The following is a 16353-nucleotide window of genomic DNA, read 5'->3' on the forward strand; positions in this document are numbered from 1 at the left end:
CCCCGTGAACGTCTCCACCCACAACGGCTCAGCCCTCAACACCCCACGCATACAAGGGAAATGCCCAGATCACGGCCTTCTGCAACGCGCTTTAGGGGGTGTTGCGAAAGTCCCGTGCGGTGCCCGCGTCCGCCGCGGCAGCGGCTGGTGTCACAGCCGGTGCGTGCCCTCGGCGCCGGGCGAAGGCCCTCGTACTGGACGTACTTGGGCCTTTGGCCGGTGCGGCGAGGGTGCGTGCCGGGCGCCGCGGGTGCTGTGCGGGACTCTCGCAACACCCCCTAGCAGGCCAGGGGGGCCGAGGGGGGGCCAACAGAAAGCCCGAGGAGAGAAGAGGTGACCTCGGCATGCCCGGACACAGGACAAAGGGGTTCTGCGCGTCGGCCGCCGCACTCGTGCTCTGCGCGATGCTGGCCGGCTGCGGAGGATCCGGGGAGTCGGCCGGCGGCGGCAAGGTCGTGCTGCGCTACACGTGGTGGGGCAACCCCGACCGCGCGGAACGCACCGAGCAGGCCGTCGCCCTGTTCGAGAGACAGCACCCGGACATCCAGGTGCGGACGTCGTTCTCGGCCTACGAGGCCTACAAACAGAAGCTCGCCACGCAGGCCGCGGGCGGTGACGCCCCCGACGTGATGCAGCTCGACTACCGGCAGATCGACCAGTACGCCTCCGGCGGCGTCCTGCTCGACCTCGCGCGGCAGAAGGCCGTACTGGGCACCGGCGAGATCGATCCGGGTCTGCTCGCCACCGGCCGCCTGGACGACACGCAGTACGCCGTCCCGCAGGGCCGCGGCACCGAGACCGTCGCGTACGACGTCAAGGCATGGAAGGCGTCCGGCGTACCGCTCCCGGGCCGCAGCTGGACCTGGAGCGAGTGGGCCGACACCATGCGGGCGTTGGCGGAGAAGACCGGCAAACCCGGTGCCACCGACCCCGGCCAGAGCGAGGACTGCTTCGAGGTCTGGCTGCGCGGCCAGGGCAAGTCCCTCTACACGAAGGACGGCGGCCTCGGCTTCACCGCCGACGACCTGACCCGCTGGTGGAGCTTCACCGACACACTCCGGCGCGAGGGGGTCGTCTCGCCCGCCGAGCAGACCACCCAGCTCGACGGCTCCGTCAAGAACACCCCGCTCGGGCGCGGCGAGGCCACGGCCGACTCCAACTGGGACGCCCCGGCCAGCGGCTTCCTCGCCCTCATACCGACCGGTGTCGCCCTCGCGCCGATGCCGTCCGGCGAGGACGGTACCCCCGGCCAGTACTTCAAGCCGTCGATGTTCCTGGGCGTCGGGGCGGGCACCGCTCACCCGAAGGAGGCGGCACAGCTCGTCGACTTCCTCATCAACGACGCACAGGCGGCGAAGATCCTCGGCGCCACCCGCGGCATCCCCGTCAACGAGTCGATCCGCGAGGCGACCGAGTCCCAGCTCAAGGACTTCGACAAGACCATCGCCGACTACCAGTCCTCCCTGGAGGGCACCCTCGAGGACCCGCCGCAGGCCCCGCCCTCCGGCGACAACGCCCTCCAGGCCACCTTCCAGCGCGACTACGACCAGGTGTCGTACGAGCGCATGTCGCCCCGCGAGGCGGCCGAGAACTACATCACCGAGGCGAAGGCGGAGCTGAGGTCATGACCACCACCGACATCCCCGCGCCGCCCGCCGCCCCGAAACCGGGAACCACCGCCGCCCCGAAGCGCCGCCCCAGGCGCGAGAGCCAGGGCCCCGCCTGGGTGTTCCTGTCGCCGTGGGTGCTCGGCGCGATCGTCCTGACGCTGCTGCCGATGGCCGTGTCGCTGTACCTGTCCTTCACCGACTACGACCTGTTCAACCCGCCGCGCTGGGTGGGCCTGCGCAACTACGTCCAGATGTTCACCGAGGACCCGCGCTACTGGCGGTCCGTGATGACCACCCTGACGTACGTCGTCGTCGCCGTGCCCCTGCAACTCGCCCTCGCCCTCGTCGTCGCGCTCGCCCTGAAGTCCATGAAGCACGGCAAGGGCTTCTACCGGTCGGCGTTCTACGCCCCCTCGCTGCTCGGCGCGTCGATGTCCATCGCCCTCGTCTGGCGCGCGGTCTTCAACGACGGCGGCACCGTGGACAACGTGCTCGGCACCGGCGGCTGGGTCAACAAGCCCGGCTGGGCGCTGCTCGCCGTGGCCCTGCTGACGGTGTGGCAGTTCGGCGCGCCCATGGTCATCTTCCTCGCGGGACTCCAGCAGATCCCGGGCGAGCTGTACGAGGCGGCGGCCGTGGACGGGGCCGGGAAATGGCGGCAGTTCGTGTCCGTCACGGTGCCGATGCTGTCCCCGGTCCTCTTCTTCAACCTCGTACTCCAGACCATCCAGGCCTTCCAGGTCTTCACGCCCGCCTTCGCGATCGGCGCCGGCAAGGGCGGCCCCGCCGACTCGACCCTCGTCTACACCCTCTACCTCTACGACCGCGGCTTCGTCGCCTCCCACATGGGCTACGCCTCCGCCATGGCCTGGGTCCTGCTGATCGCCATCGGCGCCGTCACGGCGGTGCTGTTCCGCACCTCGCGTTCCTGGGTCTTCTACGCCTCCGAGGGGGACCGATGACCACCACCACGACTCCGGTCGTCCGCAAGCCCGTTGCCTGGGGCCGGATCGCCCTGCACCTCGGCTGTCTGGCCGCGCTGCTGGTCATGCTGTATCCGCTGGCGTGGCTGCTGGCGACCTCGCTCAAGCCCGCCGACGAGGTCATCGCGAGCCTCGACCTGCTGCCCGGCCACCTGGAGTGGTCGAACTACTCCACGGCCCTGGACGGCGTCAACGACGTGCCCGTCTGGCGGCTGCTGACCAACTCACTGCTCATCGCGGGCGGCGCGGTCCTCGGCAACGTGATCAGCTGCTCGCTCGCCGCCTACGCCTTCGCGCGCCTCAGGTTCCGCTTCCGTGGGCCGCTGTTCGCGTTCATGATCGCGACGATCATGCTGCCGCACCACGCGGTGCTGATCCCGCAGTACATCATCTTCAACCAGCTCGGCCTGGTGAACACCTACTGGCCGCTGATCCTGCCGAAGTTCCTCGCCACGGAAGCCTTCTTCGTCTTCCTCATCGTGCAGTTCATGCGCGGTCTGCCGCGTGAGCTGGAGGAGGCCGCCCGGATCGACGGCTGCGGACCGTTCCGGAGCTTTTACAAGGTCGTCCTTCCGCTCACCCGCCCCGCGTTGATCACCACGGCGATCTTCACCTTCATCTGGACGTGGAACGACTTCTTCACCCAGCTCATCTACCTCTTCGACCCGGACAAGTTCACGCTCACACTCGCCCTGCGGTCGTTCGTGGACGCCTCCAGCTCCTCGGCGTTCGGCCCGATGTTCGCGATGTCCGTGATCGCGCTGCTGCCCATCGTGCTGTTCTTCCTCGCCTTCCAGCGGCTGCTGGTGGAGGGCATGGCCAGCTCCGGACTCAAGGGGTGACGGGGATGGGAACACATGAGCCGGGCGAGGTCTTCGGGCCGCGGATGACCCTGTTCGCCGACGTGCTCAGTGTCGGCCTCGCCACGGCCCTGGTGTCGCTGCCCCTGGTGACGGTTCCGGCCGCCCTCTCCACCGCGTGCGCGGTGCTGCGGGGCGCGGGGGAGGGGCAACCCGCTACCGCGGGGCGGTACTTCGCGCTGCTGCGTCGGCGGCTGCGGGCCGGGGACGCGGCGGCGGGCGTGGTCGCCCTCACGGGTGCGCTGCTGTTCGCCGCCGACCTGGCGCTGGCCCGGGCCGGGCTGCCGGGGGCGCCGGCGTTCGCGGTCGTGGCCGCCGGGATCGGTGCCGCCGCCCTGGTGGTGGGCCTCGGAGCCTGCGCCCGCCCCGAGTCGCTCACCGACTGGACGGCCGCCCTGCGCCTGGCCGCGCGGGACGCCGTGCGGGATGTCGGCGGCAGCGCCCTGGTGCTGCTCGCGGTGGCGACCGCCGTCCTGTGCGCCTGGATGCTGCTGCCGCTGGCCTTCCTCGCTCCCGGACCGTTGGCGTTGGCGCTGACCGCCGTTCATGTCCGACGGGGGGTCATATCCGAGAATTAAGCACTCATTTGCGCGCAGGCGGTGTGAGCCGACGTTTGCGGTGTCAATCATCTTGACATGAACCTGCGACCCGACGGGCGGGTCGCAGCCTCATGGAGGTGTGGAATGCGCCGCACACTCGCCACCGGTCTCGCCGCCTCTGCCCTGTCCCTCCTGACCGTCGTCGCCACCGCCTCGGCGGCGGACGCCGCTCCCGCCGACAAGCCCCAGGTCCTCGCCGGCTGGACCCAGACCAGCGCGTCCAGCTACAACGCCTGGGTCGCCGCCCGCACCAACCAGTCCGCCTGGTCCGCCTACGCCTTCGACTGGTCCACCGACTACTGCTCGTCCTCGCCGGACAACCCGTTCGGCTTCCCGTTCTCCACGTCCTGCGCCCGGCACGACTTCGGCTACCGCAACTACAAGGCGCTGGGTACCTTCAGTGCCAACAAGTCGCGCGTCGACAGTGCCTTCTACGAGGATCTCAAGCGCGTGTGCGCCAACTACGGCGGTGCCACGAAGTCCGCCTGCAACAGCACGGCGTGGACCTACTACCAGGCCGTGAAGGCCTTCGGCTGAACGCACGCGACCGAGCTGAGAGCACCGCAAGCGAAGGGGGCGCCGCGCGAGCGGCGCCCCTTTCCGCGTGGACGATCAGTCCGCGGCCCGGAACGAGCGCAGCCGCAGCGAGTTGCCGACGACGAAGACCGAGGAGAAGGCCATCGCCGCGCCGGCGATCATCGGGTTGAGCAGTCCGGCCGCCGCGAGCGGCAGGGCGGCGACGTTGTAGGCGAAGGCCCAGAACAGGTTCGACCGGATGGTGCCGAGAGTCCTGCGGGAGAGCCGGATGGCGTCGGCGGCGACGCGCAGGTCGCCCCGCACCAGGGTGAGGTCGCCGGCCTCGATCGCGGCGTCCGTGCCCGTGCCCATCGCCAGGCCCAGATCGGCCTGGGCCAGGGCGGCCGCGTCGTTGACCCCGTCGCCCACCATCGCGACCGTGCGGCCCTCGCTCTGGAGCCGCTCGACGACGTCGGCCTTGTCCTGCGGCAGCACCTCGGCGATGACGTTCCGCGGCGCGATGCCGACCTCGCGGGCGACGGACTCGGCCACGGCCCGGTTGTCGCCGGTCAGCAGGATCGGCGTGAGGCCGAGGACGCGCAGCCGCCGGATCGCCTCGGGGCTGGTCTCCTTGACCGCGTCTGCCACCTCCAGCACGGCCCGCGCCGCCCCGTCCCAGGCGACCGTGACGGCGGTTCGACCGGACGCCTCGGCCCCGGACTTCGCCTGCGCCAGGTGCTCGGGCAGTTCGATGGCCCACTCTTCGAGCAGCCGCTCCCGGCCCACCAGCACCGCGTGGCCGTCGACCACGCCCCGCACGCCGAGGCCGGGCACGTTGGCGAAGTCCTCCGGCGTCGGCAGCGAACCCAGCCGCGCCAGCGCCCCGTCGGCCACGGCGCGGGCGATGGGGTGCTCGGAGGAGTGCTCCAACGCACCCGCGAGCCGCAGCACTTCCGCCTCGTCGGCGTCGCCGGTGTGCACGGCCAGCAGCGTCATCCGGCCGGTGGTCACCGTGCCCGTCTTGTCGAGGACGATCGTGTCGACCCTGCGCGTGGACTCCAGCACCTCCGGGCCCTTGATCAGGATCCCGAGCTGCGCGCCCCGCCCGGTGCCCACCATCAGCGCGGTGGGCGTGGCCAGGCCCAGGGCGCAGGGGCAGGCGATGATCAGTACGGCGACCGCGGCGGTGAAGGCGGCGGCCGGGCCGGCGCCGTTGCCCAGCCAGAACCCGAGGGTGCCCAGCGCGAGGGCGATCACGATCGGCACGAACACCGCGGAGATCCGGTCCGCGAGCCGCTGCGCCGCGGCCTTGCCGTTCTGCGCGTCCTCCACCAGCCGGGCCATCCGGGCGAGTTGGGTGTCGGCGCCGACGCGGGTGGCCTCGACGACGAGCCGCCCGCCCGCGTTCAGCGTGGCGCCGGTGACCGCGTCCCCCCGGGCGACCTCGACCGGCACCGACTCGCCGGTGAGCATCGAGGCGTCCACGGCCGAGGAGCCCTCCACGACCGTACCGTCGGTGGCGATCTTCTCGCCCGGGCGCACGACGAAGTGCGTGCCGACCGTCAACTCCGAGACCGCTATGGTCCGTTCACCGCCGTTCGGGCCCAGCACGGTGACGTCCTTGGCGCCCAGTTCCAGCAGCGCCCTGAGCGCCGCGCCCGCCTTGCGCTTGGAGCGGGCCTCGAAGTAACGCCCGGCCAGGATGAAGGCGACGACACCGGCGGCCGCCTCCAGGTAGATGTTCCCGGAACCGTCACCGCGGGAGATGGTCAGCTCGAAGGGGTGCGTCATGCCCGGCTCGCCCGCCGTGCCGAGGAACAGTGCCCACAGGGACCACAGGAACGCGGCCGACGTGCCGACCGAGATCAGCGTGTCCATGGTGGCCGCGCCGTGCCGCAGATTGGTGAACGCCGCCTTGTGGAAGGGCCAGGCGGCATACGTCACGACGGGCGCCGCCAGCGTGAGCGACAGCCACTGCCAGTACTCGAACTGGAGGGCCGGGACCATGGCCATCGCGACGACGGGCACGGCGAGCGTCACCGCGGTGATCAACCGCTCCCTGAGCGGCCGTAGCTCGTCGTGCCCGTCGGCGTTCCCGGGCGCGTCCCGCGGGTCCGGCACGGGCGGTGCGGGTTCCCGCGCGGTGTACCCGGTCGCCTCGACGGTGGCGATCAGGTCCCGCACGGAGACCTCGTCGCCGTAGCTGACCTTGGCCTTCTCGGTGGCGTAGTTGACGGTGGCGGTCACGCCGTCCATGCGGTTCAGCTTCTTCTCGACGCGTGCCGCGCACGAGGCGCAGGTCATACCGCCGATGGCGAGCTCTACCTCGGCCGTGGGGTGGGACGCGGTGGTGGTCATCGCTGCTCCTCGTGCGGGGTGCGGGCGGAGGCCGGCACTGCCGGGCTCCGACGGTGGGGGTGCGGGGCGCGGGTCAGGCCACGCGGCCGGTCAGCTCGTAGCCCGCCTCGTCGACGACCTCGGCGATCCGGGCGTCGTCGGGCGCGGCGGCGCCGGTGACGGTGACCTGGCCGGTCGCGAGGTCGACGCCGACCTCCGTGACGCCGTCCAGCTCGCCGATGACCTTGGTGAGGGTGGCCTCGCAGTGGCCGCAGGTCATCCCGGCGACGGCGTACGTGGTGGTGGACAGGGTGGACATGGCGTTCCTCCTGAGGGACGGGGTCGCGGTCGGACAGGATACGGGGCAGGGGTATCCTTGGCCGGTGTCCATGTATACCCCTGGGGGGTAGTCGAAGCAAGTGCGGATCCAGGTTGACTTAATACCCCCCAGGGGTATGGTGAGGTGCAGTGAAGGATCGCATCCCGGACCCGACCCGTAGGAGAGCGCCATGCATGCCGGACTGAGGATCACCGCGTTCGCCGCCGCGCTGGCCGCGACCTTCGGCACCGCCTACGGCGTGGGGGAGGCCCTCGACCCCGTCGTCGAGGACCCCGCGCCCGCCCGCCACGAGAGCCACGGCGAGGCGTCAGCCGCCCCGGAGGGGGACGCCGGCCACGGGGGACACGAGACCGAGCCGGCCGGCGGGCTCCAGATCTCCGAGGGCGGCTACACCCTCGACCTGAGGACGCGGCGCGTCCCGGCGGGCGAACGCTCCGACCTGAGCTTCGTCATCCGTGACGGCGACGGCAGCGCCGTCACCGCCTACCGGCGCGAACACGAGAAGGAACTCCACCTCATCGTGGCCTCACGCGACCTGGCCACCTACCGCCATCTGCACCCCGCCCGCGCCGCCGACGGCACCTGGAGCATCCCCGTCGAACTGCCCCGCGCGGGCGGCTACCGCGTCTTCGCCGACTTCACCCCGGCGAAGAAGGGCGCCGAGAACCTCACCCTCGGCGCGGACCTGGCGGCCTCCGGCGCCTACGAGCCGCAGCGGCTGCCCGCCCCGGACACCACGGCCGGGATCCACGGCTACGACGTCCGGCTGGACGGCGCACTGCGCCCCGGCAAGGAGAGCGAGCTGAAGCTGAAGGTCTCACGCGACGGTCGGCCCGTGACCAACCTCCAGCCCTACCTCGGCGCCTACGGCCACCTGGTGGCCCTGCGCTCCGGCGACCTCGCCTACCTCCACGTCCACCCGAACGGCGAACCCGGCGACGGCGCGACCAGGCCCGGCCCGCAGATCTCGTTCACGGCGACGGCACCCAGCAGCGGTACCTACCGGCTCTTCCTCGACTTCAAGCACGAAGGGGAGGTGCACACCGCCGCGTTCACGGTCCGGGCCGGTGCGGCCACCGCCACCACCAACGCGCCCTCGGACACTCCCTCCGGCTCGTCCCCGGCGGAGCACGAGGACGAGCCCGGTCACGGCCACTGACCTCAGATCCGCCCCGCCCGCCGCTGCCTGCGCAGCAACAGCCCCAGATACACCCCGCCGACCACCGCGGTGACCACGCCGACCGGCAGCTGGGCCGACTCGTGGATGCGCTGGGCGGCGAAGTCCGCGGTGACCACGAGGAAAGCGCCGGTGCAGGTGGCCGCGAGCAGGTTGGGGCCGGGGGCCCGGGTGAGCCGGCGGGACAGCTGCGGGGCGATGAGGGCCACGAACGGGATCGGGCCGGCGGCGGCGGTGGCCACCGCGCAGGCGGCCGTGGCCAGCACCAGGATCACCAGCCGGGTGCGCTGCACCGGTACGCCGAGCCCGCCCGCGACGTCGTCGCCCATCTCCAGGATCTTCAGCCGGCTCGCGGCGAGCGCCACCAGCGGCAGTACGACGAGGAGGCCGAGGGCGGCCGGGCGGACGTCCGCCCAACCCCGGCCGTTGAGGCTGCCGTTGAGCCACACCATCGCCTGCGCGGCCTGGGTGAATCGGGCCTTGGCGAGGAGGTAGGCGTTCACCCCCTGGAGCAGGGCGCTCACTCCGATGCCGACCAGCACCAGCCGGTAGCCATGGATGCCCTGCCGCCACGCCAGCAGATACACGAGGACGGCGGTCGCCAGGCCGCCGCCCACCGCGCCGACGGCGATCTGCCCGCCGGTGCCGCCGACGAGCAGGACCACCAGCAGGCCCCCGGTGGCGGAGCCGTAGGTGAAGCCGACGATGTCGGGGCTGCCCAGCGGGTTGCGGGTCATGCTCTGGAAGAGGGCACCGCTCAGGCCGAGCGCCGCGCCGACCAGGACGCCGGTCAGCAGACGGGGCAGCCTGAGGTCGTTGACCACGAAGTCGGTGCGCGGGCTGCCGTTGCCCAGCAGCGTGCGCACCACGTCGGCCGGGGAGATCGCGTACTCGCCGGTGCCGAGCGCGAGGACGCCGACTCCGGTGGTGGCGGCCAGCACCAGCACGCAGACCGTCACGGCACGCACGTCCACCCGTAGGGAGAAACGGTGCGAGCGGCTCCGTACGACATGTGAACGGGAGCGTGGGCCGGTGGCCCGCTCCCGTACTCGGGCTGGAACCTGGGCCGTCATCCGGTCACCGCCCTGCGGTAGCGGACCAGGGCGATGAAGACCGGGGCGCCGACCACCGCGGTGACCACGCCCGCGTCCAGTTCGTCGGGGCGTACGGCGACCCGGCCGAGGACGTCGGCGAAGAGCAGCAGGGCGGGCGCCAGCAGCATGGACAGCGGCAGCGTCCAGCGCTGGTCGGCCCCGGCGATCATGCGGGCGATGTGCGGGACGGCGAGGCCCACGAAGACCAGCGGCCCGACGGCCGAGGTAGCCGCTCCGCACAGCAGGGTCATGGCCGCGAGGCCGAGGAAGCGGGTGCGGTCCACGTGCGCGCCCAGCGCCCGTGCGCCGTCGTCGCCCAGGGCGAGGGCGTTCAGTGGACGGACCAGCGCCAGCGCCAGCACCAGGCCCACGGCGACGAACGGCGCGATCGTCGTCAGGGTCCCGTCGTCGGCGCGGGCGAGCGAACCCACGCTCCAGAAGCGCAGTTGGTCCAGGGCCTGGGCGTCGAGCAGCATCAGGGTCTGGCTGATGCCGGTGAACACGGCGGCGATCACCGCACCGCCGAGGGCGAGCCGCTCCGGAGTGGCGCCGCCGCGACCGCCCGAGGCCAGCGAGTACACCAGCAGACCCGCCACCACCGCGCCCACCATGGCGAACCACACCGAGGCCCACAGGTTGGTGATGCCCAGCACGGTGATGGACAGGACCACTCCGGTGGCGGCCCCCGCGTTGATGCCGAGCAGTCCCGGATCGGCCAGCGGGTTGCGGGTGAGCGCCTGGATGAGCGCGCCCGCGACTCCGAGCGCCGCCCCGGCCGCGATACCCGCCAGGGTGCGCGGTACCCGGACGTCCCAGACGACGGAGGCCGCGGTCGACCCGTCGTCGTGCAGCAGCGCGTCCCACACCACGCCCGGCGACAGGGCGCGCGAGCCGACCGCGAGGCTGAGCGTCGCGGCAGTGATCAGCAGGAGCAGGGCGCCGAGCACGGCCAGCGTGCGGGTCGAGTCGCGGCGCCGGGGGGAGTGCTTGCCCGCTTTGTCCGTCCGTACGAGAGGGGCCGAACCGGCCTCAGTTGCCACCACTGCCCTCCGTGCGGAGGCGTTCGGCGATCAGCCGGCCGAGCGCCTTCTTGTCGATCTTGCCCACCGAGGTGCCGGGAAAGGCCTCGACGACCTCGACCCGATCGGGGAGCTTGTACGCGGCGACTCCGCGCTCGGTGAGGAACGCGGCCAACTCCCGCTGGCCCGGGGCCTGTCCGCGCGCGACGAGGTAGGCGCAGGTGCGCTCGCCCATCGTCTCGTCGGGCATGCCGACCACGGCCGCGTCGTGCACGCCGGGGTGGGCGAGGATGTGGTTCTCCAGCTCCTCGGCGGAGATCTTGTCGCCGCCCCGGTTGATCTGGTCCTTGGCGCGGCCCTCCACGACCAGATGGCCGGAGGGCAGGATCCGGACCAGGTCGCCGGTGCGGTAGTAGCCGTCGGTGGTGAAGGCGCGGGTGTTGTGCTCGGCGGCGCGGTAGTAGCCGCGCAGGGTGTAGGGGCCGCGGGTGAGCAACTCGCCGCTCTCGCCCGGCGGTACGTCGCGGTCGTCCTCGTCGACCACGCGGACCTCGTCCGCGGGGGACATCGGGCGGCCCTGCGTGCCGTTGACGAGCTCGGACGGATCGTCGAGTCGGGTGTAGTTGAGCAGGCCCTCGGCCATGCCGAACACCTGCTGGAGCGTGCAGCCGAGGGCCGGTGCGACCCGGGCGGCGGGCTCGGCGCCCAGCTTGGAGCCGCCGACCTGGAGCAGGCTCAGCGAGGAGAGGTCGGCCTCCTCCCATTCGACCGCGTCCAGCCACAGCAGCGCGATCGGCGGGACCACGGCGGTGGCGGTGACCTTCTCCCGCTCGATCAGCGCGAAGGCGTCCTCGGGGCTCGGTGTGGGGGAGAGCACGACGGTGCCGCCCGCCATCAGCGTGCCGAGCAGGCCGGGGCAGGCCAGCGCGAAGTTGTGTGCCGTCGGCAGCACCACCAGATAGACGGTGTCGCGGTCGAAGCCGCAGACCCCGGCGCTCGCGCGGACGTTGTACGCGTAGTCGTCGTGGGTGCGCGGGATGAGCTTCGGTTTGCCGGTCGTGCCGCCGGACAGCAGCAGCACGGCCACGTCCCGGGGGTCGGGCACGGGCAGTGGGACCGGGTCGGCGTCCAGGTCGGCGAGGGGGGTGAACTCGGCGGCGTCGCCCGCCACCAGGATGTGCTCGACGCCGGGCACCGCCTTGCGCAGGGCCCGGGCGAGCGCGCGGTGGTCGAAGCCGTCGTGCAGGTCCGGGATCGCGTAGGCGGTGGCGCCGGACACCTCGGCGACATGCGCGATCTCGCTCTCGCGATGCGCGGGCAGGGTGAGTACCGGTATCGCGCCCGCCCTCAGCAACGCGAAGAACAGCACCACGAACGCGTCGGTGTTGGGGAGTTGGACGACCACCCGGTCGCCGCTCCCGATGCCGAGCCTTCGCAGCCCCGCCGCCGTCCGGTCGGCGCGCAGATCGAGTTCGGCGTACGTCCACCGGTTGCCGTCGGCGTCGACGAGTGCGGTCCGCCCCGGCGCCCGCTCGGCGCTGTCCTTCAGCAGCCGGTCCAGCGGCCGGCCTTCCCAGTAGCCCTCTGCGCGGTACTTCTCGGCCAACGGCTCCGGCCAGGGCACCCAACCGTCGAGCATCCTCAACTCCCGCCTGCTGTTTAGGAAAGGCTTGCCTAATGAATCGGCGGGGTCAAGCCTGGGGGTGTGATCTGGACGGCGCCGCGATGGGGAGGCTAGGGTCTTACTGAATTAGGTTAGGTTAACCTAAGTCCAGGGAGGTAGGTCCTTGCTGCGTTATCGGAGCGCGGAGACGGAACTGCCGGGAGACCCCGTCCAGTTGGCGGCAGAGCTGGCGGAGTCGGGCTTGTTCGACCAGTACGTGATCTACGAACAGAACGGCGACTTCTGGTTCGCCGGTGGGGCGCTCGGCGAGATCCTGGTCAGCCGCTCCGAGATCCGCCGCCGATGGCTCGACGAGGCGACCGCGACCCCGCTCGGCCCACACCCGCTGCGCCAGGTCCACGAGGAACTGAACCGGATGGCCGTCGAGGGCTGGAACGCCTACGGCTGGATGGCCTTCGAGTTCTCCCATCTCCACACCGGCCGCCCCGACCGGGCGGGCGACGACGATCTGCTCCATCTGCTCGTCCCGCACAGCGAAGTGAGGCTCAGTCAGAAAGGCGTCGTCCTGCGCAGCGCCGACCAGGAGACGCTGGACGCGCTGACCGGGTTACTCCAGCCCACCCACGCGCACCGCACCGGCGAGCACCGTGGCGCCGGACCCCGCACCGCCGTACCCCGCCCCGTCGACGTCTCGGACGGGGAAGGCCGTTACCCGGACATGGTGGCCCAGGCCATCGAGGAGATACGGACGACCGAGCTGCAGAAGGTCATCCTCTCCCGGACCGTGGACGTACCCTTCCCGGTCGACTTCGTCGCCACCTACGTCCACGGCCGCTCGCACAACACCCCGGCCCGTTCCTTCCTGGTGGACCTCGGCGGGCGCCGGGTCACCGGGTTCAGCCCCGAGACCGTCGCCGAGGTCAGCGCGGACGGCGAGGTCGTCACCCAGCCCCTCGCCGGCACCCGCGCCCGCGGCTTCGGCGAGCAGGAGGACGAGCGCCTGCGCGCCGAACTCCTCGCCGATCCCAAGGAGATCTCCGAACACGTGCTGTCGGTCAAACTGGCCGAGGAGGAGATGGCCACCGTCTGCCGGCCGGGGTCGGTCTCCGTGCGCGATCTGATGACCGTCCGCCGGCGCGGCAGTGTGCAGCACCTCGGCTCCAGCGTGCACGGCCTGCTGGCCGAGTCCGCCACCGCCTGGGACGTCCTGCGCGCGGTGTTCCCCGCCGTGACCGCCTCGGGCATCCCCAAGGCCCCGGCGTACGACTCCATCGCGCGGCTGGAGAAGGAACCGCGCGGCATCTACAGCGGGGCGGTGCTGCGGGCCGGCAGTGACGGCGCGTTGGACGCGGCACTCGTCCTGCGCAGCATCTTCGAGGAGGACGGCCGCACCTGGCTGCGGGCGGGCGCCGGCATCCTCGCCGGGTCGACCCCGGCGCGGGAGCTGGAGGAGACCTGCGAGAAGCTCCGCAGCGTCGCCCCCTACGTCGTCCCGGCACAGGGTCAGGGGCGCGCGTGAAGCTGGGAGAAGTCGTCGTCGACGTAGCGCCGTTGCGCTCCAGCAGGGACTTCAGACTGATCTTCGCCACCCAGGCGATCTCCATGGTGGGCACCCACCTCACCTCGGTGGCGGCCAGTCTCCAGATCTACCACCTCACCGGCTCGTCCGTGCAGGTGGGGCTGATGAGCCTGGTGCTGGGTCTGTCGCTGCTGGTCGGTCTGGTCACGGGCGGGCTGCTCGCCGACCGGGCCGACCGGCGCAAGGTCATGCTCGTCACCCGGGCCGTGACCGCGGTGGTGATCGCGGGACTGGCGGTGAACGCGGCGCTGCCCGACCCACGGGTGTGGTTCGTCTTCGTGGCGGCCGTACTGGCGGGCTTCACCGCCGGGTTGGGCGGTCCCGCGCTGATGGCCGCCACCCCGGCCCTGGTGGCGCCCGGGCAACTGGCCGCTGCGGGCGCGCTGACGACCCTGACCGCCCAGCTGGGCGGCATGGTGGGCCCGTCGCTCGCGGGCGTGATCGCGGCCGGACCGGGCGTCGCCTGGTGCTTCGCGATCGACGCGGCCATCTATGTCGTGGGACTCGCCCTGCTCGCCCCGTTGCCGAAGCTCGCCCCCGAGGGTCCGGCCGAGGCGCAGCACCCGCTGAAGGCGATGGGGGAGGGGCTGCGCTTCCTGCGCGGCAACCAGGTCGTGGCCGGACTGCTGCTGATCGACGTGTGCGCGGTCGTCTTCGCCATGCCGTACGCGCTCTTCCCCGAACTCGGCACCGAGCACTTCGACGGCGGCCCGTCCACCGTCGGACTGCTCTACACCGCCCCCGCGGTGGGCGCCTTCTTCGGCGCGCTGACCAGCGGCTGGACCGGCCGGGTGCACCACACAGGGCGGGCGCTGATCGGCTCGGTCGCGGTCTGGGGCGTGGCGATCACCTGCTTCGGGCTCAGCACCGACCTGTGGCTGGCCCTGGCCTTCCTGGCCCTGGCCGGCCTCGGGGACACCGCTTCGGAGATCCTGCGCCGGGCCCTGCTCCAGCACTACACGCCGGACCGGCTCCAGGGCCGGGTCGGCAGCCTGTGGCTCGCCCAGGCCACCGCCGGCCCGTCCGTCGGCAACGTCGAGGCGGGCCTGGTGGCCAGGGCGCTCGGCTCGTCGAGCGGTGCCGTGGTGGTCGGAGGGGTGGTCTGTCTGGCGGGTGTCGGCGCGCTGGCCCTGGCCATGCCGGAGCTGCGCAAGGCCACGCTCGGCCGGCCTCCGGACGGGGACGGGGATGCCGACGGAGACGGCGGCGGGGGCGGCCGGGCGACGCCCGCCGAGACGTCTCCGGCAGCCGACTGACGCAATCCCCCCCCACGACAGGGCGGAGAACCATGCCGAGCGCGCGGATCAACGGAATCCGGCTCCACTACGAGGACACCGGCGAGGGCGAGCCCGTGCTCCTGGTGATGGGCCAGGGCGCCGGGGGACGGGCCTGGCACCTCCACCAGGTGCCGGCGCTCGTCCAGGCCGGCCATCGGGTCGTCACCTTCCACAACCGGGGCATTCCACCGACCGACGAGTGCCCGGACGGCTTCACCGTCGACGACCTGGTGGCCGACACCGCGGGCCTGGCCGAGCACCTCGGTCTGGCCCCGTGCCGCTTCGTCGGCGTCTCCATGGGGGCGTACGTCGTCCAGGAGCTGATGCTGGCACGCCCCGAACTGGTCGAGCAGGGCGTGCTGATGGCCACCCGTGGCCGCACGGACCTGCTGCGCGCCGCCATGGCGAAGGCCGAACGTGCCCTGCATGAGAGCGGGTTGGAGCTGCCGCCCGCCTACACGGCCTGGATCCGCGTCCTGGAGAACCTCTCCCCGGCCACCTTGGGCGACGACCGGCAGACCCGGGACTGGCTGGAGCTGTTCGAGTTCTCCCCGCAGCCCAGAGGGCCCGGTGCGCGGGCCCAGCTGGACCTCCAGGTCCCGGAGGGCCGACTGGCCGCCTACCGGGCCATCGACGTGCCCTGTCTCGTCGTCGGCTTCGCGGACGACGTCATCCTGCCGCCGCAGCTGGGGCGGGAGGTCGCCGACGCCATTCCCGGTGCCGTCTACCAGGAGATCAAGGGCTGTGGGCACTACGGCTACCTGGAGCGGCCCGACGAAGTGAACCGGGTGCTTCTGGAGTTCTTCCGCGACCGTTCTTCCCCACCCGGCGACAGTTGATTTAGGTTAGCCTCACCTAAGTAATCTCCTCAGGGGGGTCATGGTGCACCGCACCTTGCTGAACGGCAAGATCCACCGAGCCACCGTCACCCAGGCAGATCTGCACTACGTGGGATCCCTGACGATCGATCAGGACCTCATGGAAGCCGCCGACATCGTCGAGGGCGAAGCCGTCCAGGTCGTCGACATCGACAACGGCGCCCGACTCACCACCTACGCCATCACCGGCGAACGCGGCAGCGGCGTCATCGGGATCAACGGCGCCGCCGCCCATCTCGTCCACCCCGGCCACCTGGTGATCATCATGTCGTTCGCCGCACTCGACGAGTCCGAGCGCGCCGCCCACCGGCCGCGGGTCGTCCATGTCGACAAGGCCAACCGGGTCGTCGCACTCGGCGCCGACCCCGCCGAACCGGTCCCGGGCGCGGCCGACCAGTTCACCGGAGCCTTCACCCACACCGCGCCACGTCAGTCCGGCGAGCAGGAGAGGAACTGAGCC

The 16353-nt window shown here is 71.9% G+C and carries 15 protein-coding genes; 10 read left to right on the forward strand and 5 right to left on the reverse strand.

The genetic code is table 11. From position 1 onward, the window contains the following. Positions 1 to 344 precede the first annotated feature (344 nt). From ACFU95_RS32190 to ACFU95_RS32210, 5 genes are all read left to right on the forward strand, one after another. The gene (locus tag ACFU95_RS32190) at positions 345 to 1628 is read left to right on the forward strand and encodes an ABC transporter substrate-binding protein (RefSeq protein ID WP_383834757.1); all 1284 of its coding nucleotides are present in this window, start codon (positions 345 to 347) and stop codon (positions 1626 to 1628) included. Beyond that, positions 1625 to 2572, forward strand: coding sequence for a carbohydrate ABC transporter permease (locus tag ACFU95_RS32195; protein ID WP_383834761.1), 948 nt, complete (start codon positions 1625 to 1627; stop codon positions 2570 to 2572). The genes ACFU95_RS32190 and ACFU95_RS32195 overlap by 4 nt, the downstream gene beginning before the upstream one ends. Further along, entirely contained in the window at positions 2569 to 3435 is an 867-nt protein-coding gene (locus ACFU95_RS32200; protein ID WP_383834764.1) for a carbohydrate ABC transporter permease, read from the forward strand. The genes ACFU95_RS32195 and ACFU95_RS32200 overlap by 4 nt, the downstream gene beginning before the upstream one ends. A 5-nt stretch (positions 3436 to 3440) precedes the next feature. Beyond that, entirely contained in the window at positions 3441 to 4031 is a 591-nt protein-coding gene (locus ACFU95_RS32205; RefSeq protein WP_383834767.1) for a hypothetical protein, read from the forward strand. A gap of 105 nt (positions 4032 to 4136) precedes the next feature. Continuing rightward, positions 4137 to 4589, forward strand: coding sequence for a phospholipase (locus tag ACFU95_RS32210; protein WP_383834770.1), 453 nt, complete (start codon positions 4137 to 4139; stop codon positions 4587 to 4589). Positions 4590 to 4664: 75 nt separating this feature from the next. On the opposite strand, the gene ACFU95_RS32215 is transcribed toward ACFU95_RS32210, so the two are convergent. Next, positions 4665 to 6926: a heavy metal translocating P-type ATPase gene (locus tag ACFU95_RS32215; protein ID WP_383834773.1), complete on the reverse strand. Its 2262-nt coding sequence runs from the start codon at positions 6924 to 6926 to the stop codon at positions 4665 to 4667. Between the two features lie 73 nt (positions 6927 to 6999). Continuing rightward, positions 7000 to 7224: a heavy-metal-associated domain-containing protein gene (locus ACFU95_RS32220; RefSeq protein WP_383834776.1), complete on the reverse strand. Its 225-nt coding sequence runs from the start codon at positions 7222 to 7224 to the stop codon at positions 7000 to 7002. A gap of 190 nt (positions 7225 to 7414) precedes the next feature. On the opposite strand from ACFU95_RS32220, the gene ACFU95_RS32225 reads away from it, so the two are divergent. Then, on the forward strand, positions 7415 to 8404 hold the full coding sequence (locus ACFU95_RS32225) for a hypothetical protein (RefSeq protein WP_383834779.1): 990 nt from the start codon (positions 7415 to 7417) through the stop codon (positions 8402 to 8404). Between the two features lie 2 nt (positions 8405 to 8406). On the opposite strand, the gene ACFU95_RS32230 is transcribed toward ACFU95_RS32225, so the two are convergent. The 3 genes from ACFU95_RS32230 to ACFU95_RS32240 form a co-directional block, all read right to left on the reverse strand. After that, complete coding sequence (locus ACFU95_RS32230; protein ID WP_383834938.1) at positions 8407 to 9396, reverse strand: FecCD family ABC transporter permease; 990 nt, start codon at positions 9394 to 9396, stop codon at positions 8407 to 8409. A gap of 95 nt (positions 9397 to 9491) precedes the next feature. After that, a complete protein-coding gene (locus ACFU95_RS32235) occupies positions 9492 to 10556 on the reverse strand; it encodes a FecCD family ABC transporter permease (protein ID WP_383834781.1) in 1065 nt (354 codons plus the stop codon). Continuing rightward, positions 10546 to 12174, reverse strand: coding sequence for a (2,3-dihydroxybenzoyl)adenylate synthase (locus ACFU95_RS32240; RefSeq protein ID WP_383834784.1), 1629 nt, complete (start codon positions 12172 to 12174; stop codon positions 10546 to 10548). Before ACFU95_RS32240 ends, ACFU95_RS32235 begins: the two co-directional genes overlap by 11 nt. A 148-nt stretch (positions 12175 to 12322) precedes the next feature. Here ACFU95_RS32240 and ACFU95_RS32245 point away from each other — a divergent pair, with 148 nt between their 5' ends. The 4 genes from ACFU95_RS32245 to panD are packed head-to-tail and all read left to right on the forward strand — an operon-like array spanning position 12323 to position 16350. Next, the gene (locus tag ACFU95_RS32245; protein WP_383834787.1) at positions 12323 to 13678 is read left to right on the forward strand and encodes a salicylate synthase; all 1356 of its coding nucleotides are present in this window, start codon (positions 12323 to 12325) and stop codon (positions 13676 to 13678) included. Then, complete coding sequence (entS, locus tag ACFU95_RS32250; RefSeq protein ID WP_383834790.1) at positions 13675 to 14994, forward strand: enterobactin transporter EntS; 1320 nt, start codon at positions 13675 to 13677, stop codon at positions 14992 to 14994. The genes ACFU95_RS32245 and entS overlap by 4 nt, the downstream gene beginning before the upstream one ends. 32 nt (positions 14995 to 15026) lie before the next feature. Beyond that, positions 15027 to 15854: an alpha/beta fold hydrolase gene (locus tag ACFU95_RS32255; protein ID WP_383834793.1), complete on the forward strand. Its 828-nt coding sequence runs from the start codon at positions 15027 to 15029 to the stop codon at positions 15852 to 15854. A gap of 40 nt (positions 15855 to 15894) precedes the next feature. Next, complete coding sequence (gene panD / locus ACFU95_RS32260; RefSeq protein WP_383834796.1) at positions 15895 to 16350, forward strand: aspartate 1-decarboxylase; 456 nt, start codon at positions 15895 to 15897, stop codon at positions 16348 to 16350. Positions 16351 to 16353: the final 3 nt, after the last annotated feature.

The organism is Streptomyces sp. NPDC057623 (assembly GCF_042800355.1).
Taxonomy (GTDB): Bacteria; Actinomycetota; Actinomycetes; order Streptomycetales; family Streptomycetaceae; genus Streptomyces.

Bases quoted from the DNA above. Each gene is read 5' to 3' on its own strand.
- ACFU95_RS32190 (WP_383834757.1), top strand. From the start codon at position 345: ATGCCCGGACACAGGACAAAGGGGTTCTGCGCGTCGGCCGCCGCACTC.
- ACFU95_RS32195 (WP_383834761.1), top strand. From the start codon at position 1,625: ATGACCACCACCGACATCCCCGCGCCGCCCGCCGCCCCGAAACCGGGA.
- ACFU95_RS32200 (WP_383834764.1), top strand. From the start codon at position 2,569: ATGACCACCACCACGACTCCGGTCGTCCGCAAGCCCGTTGCCTGGGGC.
- ACFU95_RS32205 (WP_383834767.1), top strand. From the start codon at position 3,441: ATGGGAACACATGAGCCGGGCGAGGTCTTCGGGCCGCGGATGACCCTG.
- ACFU95_RS32210 (WP_383834770.1), top strand. From the start codon at position 4,137: ATGCGCCGCACACTCGCCACCGGTCTCGCCGCCTCTGCCCTGTCCCTC.
- ACFU95_RS32215 (WP_383834773.1), bottom strand. From the start codon at position 6,926: ATGACCACCACCGCGTCCCACCCCACGGCCGAGGTAGAGCTCGCCATC.
- ACFU95_RS32220 (WP_383834776.1), bottom strand. From the start codon at position 7,224: ATGTCCACCCTGTCCACCACCACGTACGCCGTCGCCGGGATGACCTGC.
- ACFU95_RS32225 (WP_383834779.1), top strand. From the start codon at position 7,415: ATGCATGCCGGACTGAGGATCACCGCGTTCGCCGCCGCGCTGGCCGCG.
- ACFU95_RS32240 (WP_383834784.1), bottom strand. From the start codon at position 12,174: ATGCTCGACGGTTGGGTGCCCTGGCCGGAGCCGTTGGCCGAGAAGTAC.
- ACFU95_RS32255 (WP_383834793.1), top strand. From the start codon at position 15,027: ATGCCGAGCGCGCGGATCAACGGAATCCGGCTCCACTACGAGGACACC.
- panD (WP_383834796.1), top strand. From the start codon at position 15,895: ATGGTGCACCGCACCTTGCTGAACGGCAAGATCCACCGAGCCACCGTC.